This is a genomic window from Cryobacterium adonitolivorans (assembly GCF_004402695.1).
Lineage (GTDB): Bacteria > Actinomycetota > Actinomycetes > Actinomycetales > Microbacteriaceae > Cryobacterium > Cryobacterium adonitolivorans.
Genome location: NZ_SOFL01000024.1, coordinates 1 through 11,686 on the forward strand (window position 1 = coordinate 1; position 11,686 = coordinate 11,686).

Consider the following 11,686-nt stretch of genomic DNA (forward strand, 5'->3'; position numbering starts at 1 on the left):
ACCGTGGGACCGAAAACCCGGAAGCGGTTAGCCGCCGACACCCACCTGATGCCTCGGCATCGGCCGACCCGGCATCCGACACCACCGGTACCCGACAACCCGCCGTTCTGACGCCGGTCCCGCTATCGCAGGCCGGCCCACCGGTCTACTTCGACAGGCTCAGCAGATGTCGACCAGCTCGACCAATGAGAGTCTGGCTAGGTGAGGCAGTAGGGGCCCAGGAGGCTCTTCAGTTCGCCGAAAAGGTCGGCGGTGACGGTAACCCGGCTGGGCAGTTCGAAGACTCGGGCAGTGTCCCCCTTGATGAGCTTCAGGCGCACCTCCGAGGTGCCGCCGTGTCGCTTGAGGACCTCGCCAAGCTGCGTGACGGTGTCCGTGGTGGCCCGCGCCTCGAAAAGCGTGATCGACAGGGTGCCGTGGTCGGACGCCTGACCGAGCTCGGGCGCGAAGATGCTGTACGCGTGCAGGTTCATGCCGTCGTCGCGCATACTCACCCGGCCACGCACCACCACGACGGAGTCGCTGACGAGGTCCAGGGAGAACTCCTGGTACGCCTTGCCCATGAACATTACGTCGATCTCGCCGCCGAAGTCCTCGACCGAGATGATGCCGTACTGGTTACCGGACTTCTTGGCGATGCGGTGCTGCACGTTCGTGATGAGACCGGCCACGGTGACGGTGTCGGCATCCAGGGTGTGCTCAGAACTGATCAGATCGGTGATCGTGGTGCTGGCGTGCTTGGCCAGCGGAATCTCGAGTCCGGCGAGCGGGTGGTCCGAAACGTAGAGCCCGAGCATGTCGCGCTCCAGCGCCAGCTTCTCCTTCTTGCTCCACTCCGGCCGGTCCGGCACCTGATCGGTCTCCTGCGGGTTATCGAAGAGGCCGTCGAAGTCGAAACCGACCATGCCGTGCGACTCGTCGCGCTTGATCTTGACGGCGGAGTCGACCGCGCCTTCATGGATCTCGAACATCGCCCGGCGGGTGGCACCGAGCGAGTCGAACGCCCCGGACTTGATCAGCGATTCGACAGTGCGCTTGTTCGTGACCTGCAGCGGCACCTTGCGCAGGAAGTCGTGGAACGACTCGAAGTCGCCCTTCTCGGTGCGGGCGGATCGGATGGCTTCGACCACGTTGAAGCCGACGTTCCGCACCGCGCCCAGGCCGAAGCGGATGTCGGTACCGACGGCGGCGAAGAAGCCGATCGACTCGTTCACGTCCGGCGGCAGCACCTGGATGCCCATGCGCCGGCACTCGTTGAGGTAGAGCGCGAGCTTGTCGCGTGCGTCGCCGACGCTGGTCAGCAGGGCCGCCATATACTCGGCGGGGTAGTGCGCCTTGAGGTAGGCCGTCCAGTAGGACAGCACACCATAGGCGGCGGAGTGGGCCTTGTTGAAGGCGTAGTCGGAGAACGGTAGAAGGATGTTCCACACGGTGGTAACGGCTTCCATCGAGTAGCCGTTGGCCATCATTCCGCCGGAGAAGCCCTCGAACTGCTTGTCCAGCTCAGACTTCTTCTTCTTACCCATCGCGCGACGCAGCAGGTCGGCCTGGCCGAGGGAGAAGCCGGCCAGCTTCTGCGCGATCGACATCACCTGCTCCTGGTACACGATGAGCCCGTAGGTACCGCCGATGATGTCCTTGAGGGGCTCCTCGAGCTCCTTGTGGATCGGGATGATCTCCTGCTGGCCGGTTTTGCGCAGGGCGTAATTGGTGTGCGAGTTCGCGCCCATGGGGCCGGGCCGGTAGAGCGCGATGACGGCGGAGATGTCTTCGAAGTTGTCGGGCTTCATGCTGCGCAGCAGCGAGCGCATCGGCCCGCCGTCGAGCTGGAACACCCCGAGGGTGTCGCCGCGGGCGAGCAGTTCGTACGCGAGGACGTCATCGAGGTCGAGGTCTTCGAGCACCGGACGGTGGCCGCGGTTGGCGTGGATGTTGTCAAGGGTGTCGTCGATGATGGTGAGGTTGCGCAGCCCCAGGAAGTCCATCTTGATCAGGCCCAGGCTCTCGCAGGCCGGGTAGTCGAACTGGGTGACGATCTGGCCGTCGGCCTCACGGCGCATGATCGGGATGATGTCGATCAGCGGGTCCGACGACATGATCACGCCGGCCGCGTGCACACCCCACTGGCGCTTGAGGTTCTCGATGCCCAGCGCGGTGTCGAAGACCGTGCGCGCTTCGGCATCCGTTTCGATGACGGCGCGGAAGTCACCTGCCTCGCGGTAGCGGGGGTGGTCCTTGTCGAACATGCCCGTGAGCGGCATGTCCTTGCCCATGATGGGCTGTGGCATGGCCTTGGTGAGCTTGTCACCCATGCCGAACGGGAAGCCGAGCACCCGGCTGGAGTCCTTCAGCGCCTGCTTGGCCTTGATGGTGCCGTAGGTGACGATCTGCGCGACGCGCTCGGAGCCGTACTTCTCGGTGACGTAGTGAATGACCTCGCCGCGGCGACGATCGTCGAAGTCGACGTCGAAGTCGGGCATGGAAACGCGGTCGGGGTTGAGGAACCGCTCGAAGATCAGCCCGTGCACGAGCGGGTCGAGGTCGGTGATGCCCATGGCATACGCGACCATCGAGCCGGCGCCGGAGCCACGGCCGGGTCCGACCCGGATGCCGTTTTCCTTGGACCAGTTGATGAAGTCGGCGACCACCAGGAAGTAGCCGGGGAAACCCATCTGGGTGATGACGCCGACCTCGTAGTCGGCTTGCTTGCGCACCGCCGCTGAGATGCCGTTCGGGTAGCGCCGGAGGAGACCGAGCTCGGTCTCCTTGATGAACCAGCTTTCCTCGTTCTCACCGTCCGGCGTGGGGAACCGGGGCATGTAGTTGGCCTGGGTGTTGAACTTGACCTCGCACCGCTCGGCGATGAGCAGGGTGTTGTCGCACGCCTCGGGGTTGTCCCTGAACAGGTGCCGCATCTCGGCGGCGGTCTTGAGGTAGAACTCGTTGGAGTCGAACTTGAACCGGTTGGGGTCGTCCAGGGTGGATGCCGACTGCACGCAGAGCAGCGCGGCGTGCGCGGTGGCGTCGTGGGCGTGTGTGTAGTGCAGGTCGTTGGTGGCCACCAGCGGCAGGTCGAGTTCCTTGGCCAGCTTGAGCAGGTCGGTCATGGTGCGGCGCTCGATGTCGATGCCGTGGTCCATGATCTCGCAGAAGAAGTTGTCCTTGCCGAAGATGTCGCGAAGCTCCCCCGCGGCCTGGCGGGCCTCGTCATACTGGCCCAGCCGCAACCGGGTCTGCACCTCGCCACCGACGCATCCCGTCGTGCCGATCAGCCCCGTGGAATAGGTGCTGAGCAGTTCGCGGTCCATTCTTGGCTTGAAGTAGTACCCCTCCAGCGACGCCAGCGACGAGAGCCTGAACAGGTTGTGCATTCCCTCGGTGTTCTCCGAGAGCAGGGTCATGTGCGTGTACGCGCCGCTACCACCGACGTCGTCGCGGTTCTGGGCGTTGGTGCCCCAGCGCACGCGGGTCTTGTCACGGCGGTCGGTGCCCGGTGTGATGTAGGCCTCGGTGCCGATGATCGGCTTGATGCCCGCATCGGTGGCGGTCTTCCAGAAGTCGAAGGCGCCGAAGACGTTGCCGTGGTCGGTGACCGCGATTGCGGGCATGCCCTGCTCGGCCGCGGCGGCGATCAGCGGTTTGACCCGCGCGGCGCCGTCGAGCATGGAGTACTCGCTGTGCACATGGAGGTGGACGAACGAATCATTCTGCGGCGACACGACTGCTCCAGCTGCTCTGGGGTTTATCTGATGAAGAAGAAGGGGTGCTGGTCTTCCAGCCTAAGCGCCAGGCGGCGACCCGCACTGATCAACGCGGCCTAATCGCCGCGCAGAATGCGCAGGGCGTTGGCCAGGTCGTCCGGGTACTCGGCGTTGAATGTGACCCACTCGCCGCTGGACGGGTGATCGAACGAGAGCTGCTTGGCCACCAGCCACTGCCGGGTGAGACCGAGCCTGGCCGTGATCTTCGCGTCGGCGCCGTACATGGCATCACCCACACAGGGATGCCGCTGGGCAGCCATGTGCACGCGGATCTGGTGGGTACGACCGGTCTCGAGATGGACCTCGAGCAGCGACGCGGACGGAAAGGCCTCGAGGGTCTCGTAGTGCGTGACGGAGTCCTTGCCCCCGGCAATCACGGCGAACTTCCAGTCCGAGCGCGGGTGGCGCCCGATCGGTGCGTCGATGGTGCCGCTCGATGGGTCGGGGTGGCCCTGCACGACGGCGTGGTAGATCTTGTCGACCTCGCGGTCATGGAAGGCCCGCTTGAGGTGCGTGTACGCGTTCTCGGACTTGGCCACGACCATGAGGCCGCTGGTACCGACGTCGAGGCGGTGCACGATGCCGGCCCGTTCGGACGCACCGGATGTGGCGATGCGGTAGCCCGCGGCGGCGAGGGCGCCGAGCACCGTCGGACCGGTCCAGCCCACGCTGGGGTGCGCGGCGACACCGGACGGCTTGTTGACGACGACGATGTCGTCGTCGTCGTGCACGATCGTCAGATCGGGCACCGCGATGGGAACGATGACGAGGTCCAGCTTGGGCGCCCAGCTCACGTCGAGCCAGGCCCCGGCACGCAACTTGTCCGACTTGCCGACCACGACACCGTCCTGGGTGACCCCGTCGGACTCGGCGATTTCGGCCGCGAAGCTGCGGGAGAAGCCGAACAGCTTGGCGATGCCCGCGTCGACGCGTACACCGTCCAGGCCATCGGGTAGGGGCAGTGCTCGGTTTTCCATGATGCCGTTCAGTTGGAGGTGGTGAGATGAGCCGGGCCGTCGACGGGCGCGCTTCTTGCGGGCGCGCTGCTTGCGGGCGCGGTGCTGAGGGCCGGCTGGACATCCTGGTCGGATGCCGGGGTGCGACGGCCGTCGAGGCCGATGCCGCGCAGGGTGAGCAGCATGAAGAGCACCATGCTCACCACGATGCAGGAGTCCGCGATGTTGTAGATCGCCGGCATCATCCAGGGAGTGTAGATGAAATCGACGACGTGACCGAGGCCGAAACTCGGCTCACGGAACAGTCGGTCGGTCAGGTTGCCGAGCACACCGCCGAGCAGGAGACCGAAGACGATCGCCCACAGGCTCGAGCGGATGCGCGGGGCGAACCACACGACAAACACAACGACACCGGCCGCAATGAGTGAGAACACCCAGGTGAGGCCGGTGGCGAAGGAGAATGCCGCGCCGGGGTTCCGGATGAAGTGCAGTTGAAGCACATCACCCAGAACCCGGGCGGTCTCACCCTCGGTCATCGCGCGGACGACGAGGGCCTTGCTGATCTGGTCAAGCGCGTACCCGCCCACGGCCACGAGGGCCAGGACGAGCAGTGCGCGGTAACTGACCTTCGTCGGGTTGTTACGCGCCAAAGCCCTGGAAGCTCGCCTTCGGCGAGTTGCCCGAGTCCTTGCCCGCACCCGCGCCGACGGGCGACGTGGAGTCGAGGTCGCGCAGCTGGCCCTCGATGTAGCTCTTCAGCTTCTGGCGGTATTCGCGCTCGAAGGTACGCAGTTCCTCGATCTTGTTCTCGAGGACAGCACGCTCCTTGTCGAGGACGTTGATCTGCGCGCGCTGCTTGGCTTCGGACTCCGCGATCACGCGGGCTGCCGTGGCGTGGCCCTCAGCGATCAGGGCGTCGCGCTTCTCGGCGCCTTCCTTGACGTGCTCCTCGTGCAGGCGGCGGGCCAGCTGCAACAGGTTCGTCGTGCCGGCTGTCTCGTCGACCGGCTCGGCAACCGGCGCCGCGGCGACGGGTGCTGCTGCGACGGGCTCGGGCACGACGGCAGCGACGGGCTCTGCGACGGGCTCAGGAGTGTTGACGGGCTCAGCGACCTTGGCCGGAGCTGCACTGACCGGAGCCGCACTGGCAGGTGCGCCCTCGCCACCGGAGAGACGGGCCTTGAGGTCCTCGTTCTCCTGGGTCAGGCGTCGCAGCTCGACAACGACCTCGTCGAGGAAGTCGTCAACCTCGTCCTGGTCATATCCCTCGCGGAACTTGGTCGACTGGAACCTCTTGTTGACTACATCTTCCGGAGTTAGCGCCATGGCTTTCCACCTCAAAACTTAATTGCGAACAGTTGTATTGCGAACGGTTGTGCGAACACGTGCTTACGACCAACTGGCACTCGGTGTTGTACCGGGCCGGTTGGCCGTCATCGATCAAGAATACATGCCGAGGACCTGATGAGGCTGCGGGTCAGAACCGAATCGCCGTAATCCACATTCCGATGATGCAGCAGAGCATGGTCAGGCTCCAGCCGAAGTCGAACGCGATCGGGCCGATGCGGAGCGGCGGGAAGATGCGACGGAAGAAATTGATCGGCGGATCGGTGACCGTGTAGACGAGCTCGATCAGGACCAGGACGAACCCGTGCGGCCGCCACGACCTGTTGATTCCCCGAACGAGGTCGACGATGAATCGGCCCCACATCACGAAGAAGTACAGGAGCAGGAGGTAGTACGCGATCCCCAGGACCAGGTTGACTACGGACACGTCGGGTTATGACTGGGCGAAGAAGGAGGAATCGGCGTCCCCCTCCTCAACGGCGTTGTCGCCGGAGATGACGACGTGCGACGGTGACAGCAGGAAGACCTTGGCCGTGACCCGCTCAATCTTGCCGTAGAGGCCCTGGGACAGGCCGCTGGCGAAGTCGATGAGACGGCGAGCATCGGCGTCGCTCATCTGGGAGAGGTTGATAATGACCGGAATGCCATCACGGAAGGACTCGGCGATCACCTGAGCATCGCGGTACTGGCGCGGGTGGACGGTAAGGATCTCGTTCATTTCAGACACGACAACATTCTTGGGGGTGGAGGTCTTGTGCAACGGCGTGACCGGTGCGCGGCCGGACGAGTGTGATCCGTTCGCCGCGGTGGCGTGGGACGACGCGACATGGGCTGACTGGGTGGGGAGAGTGGAGACGGGTGCCGCTGCGGGCGCCTCATATTCCAGCTCTTCGTCTGCCAGACCCAGGTAGACCATGGTTTTCTTGAGCGGGTTGGACATCTCGACCTCCGTGTTGGTATTACGACGTTTTCAGATTAACCGCTGCCGGGCGATTCCCGGTGATTGCGGTGCCAATTCGCAGGTGTGTCGCGCCTTCGGCGATGGCGGCCGCGTAGTCCTGGGACATTCCCATCGAGAGGTATCTGGCGCCGGGGGCGATGCCGCGCATCTGGGCACCCAGCTCGCTGACCAGGGCGAACGATCGCTTCGGGTCTGCGCCGAGCGGCGCGACGGCCATGAGCCCGAGCAACCTGAGGCCCGGGGCCGACAGGACCCGCTCCACCAGCGGCGCGAGGTCGGGAATCGACACCCCGCCCCTGGCCGGGTCCTCGGTGAGATTGACCTGCACGAAGCAGTCCACCTCGGCGCCGGCCTCGTCGGCGCCGGGCTGGTCCGGCACCGGCGTGGCGAGGCTGGTCACGAGCGACTCCCGGTCCACCGAGTGGATGACCGACGAGTACGCACGCACCTGGCGAGCCTTCTTGCCCTGCACCTGGCCCACGAAGTGCCACCGGATGCCGGTTCCCGCCAGTTCGGCGGCCTTCCCCTGTGCCTCCTGGTGCCGGCTCTCGCCGAAATCGCGCACCCCGAGCTCGAGGAGTTCGCGCACCAGCGACGCCGGCTGGAACTTGGTCACCACCACTGTGGTGATGTCGTCCACCGAGCGGCCGGCGAGACGTGCGGCGTCGGCAATGCCGCCGCGCACGTTCGCCAGCCGTTGGGAGAGGTCCGGGTCGGTCATTACTTCAGGAAGTCGGGGATGTCCAGGTCGTCTGAATCGTCCTCGAACGCCGGGTCGGCGACCGGGGTGCTCGCCGCGGGATCGGTCGACCAGACCGAGCCGGCGGGCTCGGCAATGGGGGCGCTGTCGGCTGCGGCCGAGGCACCGGCAATGGCACCGGCGGCGCCACCGGAGACTCCCGCGGCCACACCGGCCGCCACGAGGTCGGAACGACGAACCTCGGCAACCTTGGCACCGGGCTCACCGCCGTCGAAACCGGCGGCGATGACGGTGACGCGCACCTCGTCGCCGAGGGTGTCGTCGATGACGGCACCGAAGATGATATTGGCTTCGGGGTGCACGGCCTCCTGCACCAGGCGCGCGGCGTCGTTGATCTCGAAGATGCCGAGGTTCGAGCCACCCTGGATGGAGAGCAGGACGCCGTGGGCGCCGTCGATCGACGCCTCGAGCAGAGGAGAGGCCACGGCGAGTTCCGCCGCCTTGATGGCCCGGTCCGCTCCGCGCGAGGAACCGATGCCCATGAGGGCGGAACCGGCACCCTGCATGACCGACTTCACGTCGGCGAAGTCGAGGTTGATCAGGCCTGGCGTGGTGATCAGGTCGGTGATGCCCTGCACACCGGCAAGGAGCACCTGGTCGGCAGTGGCGAACGCCTCGAGCATGCTGATGCCGCGGTCGCTGATCTCCAGCAGGCGGTCGTTCGGCACGACGATGAGGGTGTCGACCTCGTTCTTGAGCGAGGCGACGCCGGTTTCGGCCTGCGCCTGACGGCGCTTGCCCTCGAAGCCGAACGGCTTGGTGACGACACCGATGGTCAAGGCGCCGATGGACTTGGCGATCCGGGCGACGACGGGAGCGCCACCGGTACCGGTGCCACCGCCCTCGCCGGCGGTGACGAAGACCATGTCGGCTCCGGCCAGCGCTTCTTCGATTTCCTCGGCGTGGTCCTCGGCGGCGCGACGGCCGACCTCGGGGTCCGCTCCGGCGCCGAGACCTCTGGTGAGGTCGCGGCCGACGTCGAGCTTGACGTCTGCATCGCTCATCAGGAGTGCCTGGGCATCCGTATTGATGGCGATGAATTCGACCCCTCGGAGGCCGAGCTCGATCATGCGGTTGACGGCGTTCACGCCGCCGCCGCCAATTCCAACAACCTTGATGACTGCTAGGTAGTTCTGATTAGTTGACACGTCCGGCCTCCGGTGGAACCCTAAACCTCTAGTCGAGGCTTAAAGTTATTCTGAGTATGCAATTCTAAATTCGAAGTTAGGTGCCACCGGGGGCGGCTTGGGGAGGCGCGCCCGCGTGTCGGAAATACTCCGTTGGATCTCAGCGGACAACGGCGCTGTCCGGCGACGAGACGTCGTATTCGGTGACGCTGCCGACGGGGTGACTCACGATCAGCGCACCGAGGACGATGGCCTTGTACTCGCTGCGATCCGCGTTACCCCAGACCACGCGCGCTCCCCCGCCCATGGTGAGCGTGACGTCGTCCTTGGTGGCGGCGGTCACGGTGTCGAGCTGGCCGCGGATGCCCTCGGGAAGCGCCCGGACCACGGCGACCGCGGCCTGGAAGCCGGGGCCGCTGGCACCACCGGTGGCGTCGATGAGGGGGTATCCCTGCGGCCGGTCCGGCCCGCTCTGGATGACCACTCCGGCGGCGTCGACGAGGTCGAAGCCGGCGGTGGACGTGATCGCGCCGACGGGGTCCCGTTCGACGATGCGCACCACGAGGGTGTCGGGCGGCCGGCTCTCAGTGACGTAGCTGCGGATCAGGCTGAACTCGCTCAGTTGCCCCTTCACCTCGGCGAGGTCGAGCAACGGCAACGGGGTCCCCAGTTGCCCCTCGAGGGCCTGGGCCACGTCGGCCGCCGGGATGCGGTTTGTTCCGGTGATTTCGATGGTGCGCAGCGCCATCAGCGGGGAGAACACCCCGACGAGGACGAAGGCCACGAGGGCCACCAGGGTGCCGGCGGCAGCGATCCAGAGATTGCGGCGGCGGCGGGAACGGGACGTGAAGCGCCGGACCTCGCTGCGTTCGTACTGCTTGCGGGCGCGCCGTGCGGCCCGCAGCCGGCCGCGGGCGGCACGAGCGGTCAGCGGGGCGTCCGGCGTCTTCGCGGTCTCCGGAGTGTCCCGGGCGGCGGCCTTGGCGCCCCGTTTCGGCAGGCTGAAGCTGCCAGGGCGGCGGCGCGGTGTGTGGGTGTCAGATGAGGGTGTGCCTGACGTCGAGCTGCCCGGGGCGGTGGCGGTCCCGCCGGCGCCGGCCGGCAACACGATCGGCTCGGTCAGCGCCTCAGGCTCGGCAGCACGGGAACCGGTGCCGTTCCGGCCGGCGGCCGGCCGTTTGGACCCGCGGGCTGGTTCCCGTCGCGGCTCAGCCGCACGCGGCGGGGTCGGCCCAGTGGAGTTCGGTGCGGGGGCCTTCGGTGCCGCCGGTCGCGCCGCGGGACCTGCGGGGCGCTTCACGGGCGAGCGCCCGGACGGTGACTCATCCGCGCGCTCCCGCCGCCGACTCCTCGGCGAGAGACTCGAGCAGCTGCGGAACGATGCGGTACACGTCGCCACAGCCGAGGGTCACGACGAAGTCGCCGTCCCTGGCGATGGTGCCGAGGTAGTCCGCGGCGTCCTGCCATTCGGGGATGTAGGCGACGTGATCAGGGTTTTGGAAGCGTTCGGAGACCAGGGCACCGGTCACGCCGGGTTCCGGGTCTTCGCGGGCGCCGTAGACCGCGAGCACAATGGTCTCGTCGGCGTACTTCTCCAGGGTGTCGGCGAACTCCTGGGCGAACAGCCGGGTGCGGCTGTACAGGTGCGGCTGGTGCACGGCGATGATCCGGCCGGAGCCGACCACCGTGCGTGCGGCGGACAGCGCCGCGGCGACCTCGGTGGGGTGGTGTGCGTAGTCGTCGTAGACGCTCACACCGCGCACGGTGCCGTGCAGTTCGAACCGGCGTTCGGTGCCGCCGAACGCCGAGATCGCCTCGAGGGTGGCGGCCGGTTCGAAGCCGAGTCCCACGAGCACGGCGAAGGCGCCCGCCGCGTTGATGGCGTTGTGGCGGCCAGGGATGCGCAGGGTGGCGGAATAGTCGACGCCGTCCCAGCTCACGGTGAAGCTCACGGGGCCGCTGGTGCCGATGGAGTGCACGCGCGCCGTGGCTCCGTCGGCCTCGCCGAAGGTGATGATGCGCTTGTCGGTGAGCTGCCGGGTGACGTGCACGGCACCCGGGTCGTCTGAGGAGACCACGACGAATTCGTCGGCGTTCCTGGCGAATTCGACGAAGGCGGCCTCGAAGGCCTCGAGCGAGCCGTAGTGGTCGAGGTGGTCCGGATCGACGTTGGTGATCAGCGCGACGCCGGTGTTGTAGAGCAGGAACGAGCCGTCGGACTCGTCGGCCTCCACCACGAAGAGGTCGTCGGCTCCGCTGCCGGCACTGACGCCGAGGGATTCGATCACCCCGCCGTTGACGAAGCTGGGGTCTTGGCCGAGGCCGAGGAGGCCGGTGACGATCATGCCGGTGGACGTGGTCTTGCCGTGCGCGCCGGCGACCGAGACGAGCCGGTGCGAGCGGATCAGCCAGGCCAGCGCCTGCGACCTGTGCAGCACAGGGAGGCCGCGTTCGGTGGCGAGGACGTACTCGGGGTTGTCCTGCCAGAGGGCGCCGGTGACGACGAGGCTGTCGGCGTCGCCGACGTTGGCCGCGTCGTGACCGATGGCGATGGTCGCGCCCAGGTCGCGGAGCGCCTGCACATTGTCGGAGTCGCGCGAGTCGGAGCCGGTCACGGTGTGGCCCGCGGCCAGGAACAGACGGGCGATGCCGCTCATTCCCGAGCCGCCGATGCCCACGAAGTGCACAGTGCCGAGGTCTTCGGGAACTATCAGGGTCAGGTCAGGCTTGATCACGTGAACGTCTTTCTGGCTGGCGGTGCGCGGGTGGTGCGG

At 66.7% G+C, this 11,686-nt stretch carries 10 protein-coding genes; all 10 read right to left on the reverse strand.

Annotated features, from left to right (window positions below; translation table 11 throughout):
- Positions 1-197 precede the first annotated feature (197 nt).
- Entirely contained in the window at positions 198-3,665 is a 3,468-nt protein-coding gene (gene dnaE / locus E3O42_RS07375) for a DNA polymerase III subunit alpha (RefSeq protein ID WP_241984711.1), read from the reverse strand.
- A 152-nt stretch (positions 3,666-3,817) separates the two neighbouring features.
- The gene (locus E3O42_RS07380) at positions 3,818-4,738 is read right to left on the reverse strand and encodes an RluA family pseudouridine synthase (RefSeq protein WP_134453333.1); all 921 of its coding nucleotides are present in this window, start codon (positions 4,736-4,738) and stop codon (positions 3,818-3,820) included.
- A gap of 8 nt (positions 4,739-4,746) precedes the next feature.
- Positions 4,747-5,367, reverse strand: a complete 621-nt coding sequence (gene lspA, locus E3O42_RS07385; RefSeq protein ID WP_241984704.1) for a signal peptidase II — start codon at positions 5,365-5,367, stop codon at positions 4,747-4,749.
- On the reverse strand, positions 5,357-6,043 hold the full coding sequence (locus E3O42_RS07390; RefSeq protein ID WP_134453334.1) for a DivIVA domain-containing protein: 687 nt from the start codon (positions 6,041-6,043) through the stop codon (positions 5,357-5,359). The genes lspA and E3O42_RS07390 overlap by 11 nt, the downstream gene beginning before the upstream one ends.
- Positions 6,044-6,194: 151 nt before the next feature.
- Positions 6,195-6,491 (reverse strand): YggT family protein, encoded by a 297-nt coding sequence (locus tag E3O42_RS07395; RefSeq protein ID WP_134453335.1) that lies wholly within the window; start codon positions 6,489-6,491, stop codon positions 6,195-6,197.
- Between the two features lie 6 nt (positions 6,492-6,497).
- Complete coding sequence (locus tag E3O42_RS07400; protein WP_134453336.1) at positions 6,498-7,004, reverse strand: cell division protein SepF; 507 nt, start codon at positions 7,002-7,004, stop codon at positions 6,498-6,500.
- Positions 7,005-7,023: 19 nt separating this feature from the next.
- Complete coding sequence (locus E3O42_RS07405) at positions 7,024-7,746, reverse strand: YggS family pyridoxal phosphate-dependent enzyme (RefSeq protein WP_134453337.1); 723 nt, start codon at positions 7,744-7,746, stop codon at positions 7,024-7,026.
- Complete coding sequence (gene ftsZ, locus E3O42_RS07410; RefSeq protein ID WP_134453338.1) at positions 7,746-8,933, reverse strand: cell division protein FtsZ; 1,188 nt, start codon at positions 8,931-8,933, stop codon at positions 7,746-7,748. The genes E3O42_RS07405 and ftsZ overlap by 1 nt, the downstream gene beginning before the upstream one ends.
- A gap of 139 nt (positions 8,934-9,072) precedes the next feature.
- Entirely contained in the window at positions 9,073-10,020 is a 948-nt protein-coding gene (locus E3O42_RS07415; protein WP_166787923.1) for a cell division protein FtsQ/DivIB, read from the reverse strand.
- A gap of 214 nt (positions 10,021-10,234) precedes the next feature.
- A complete protein-coding gene (gene murC, locus E3O42_RS07420; RefSeq protein ID WP_174844231.1) occupies positions 10,235-11,647 on the reverse strand; it encodes a UDP-N-acetylmuramate--L-alanine ligase in 1,413 nt (470 codons plus the stop codon).
- Between the last annotated feature and the right edge of the window lie 39 nt (positions 11,648-11,686).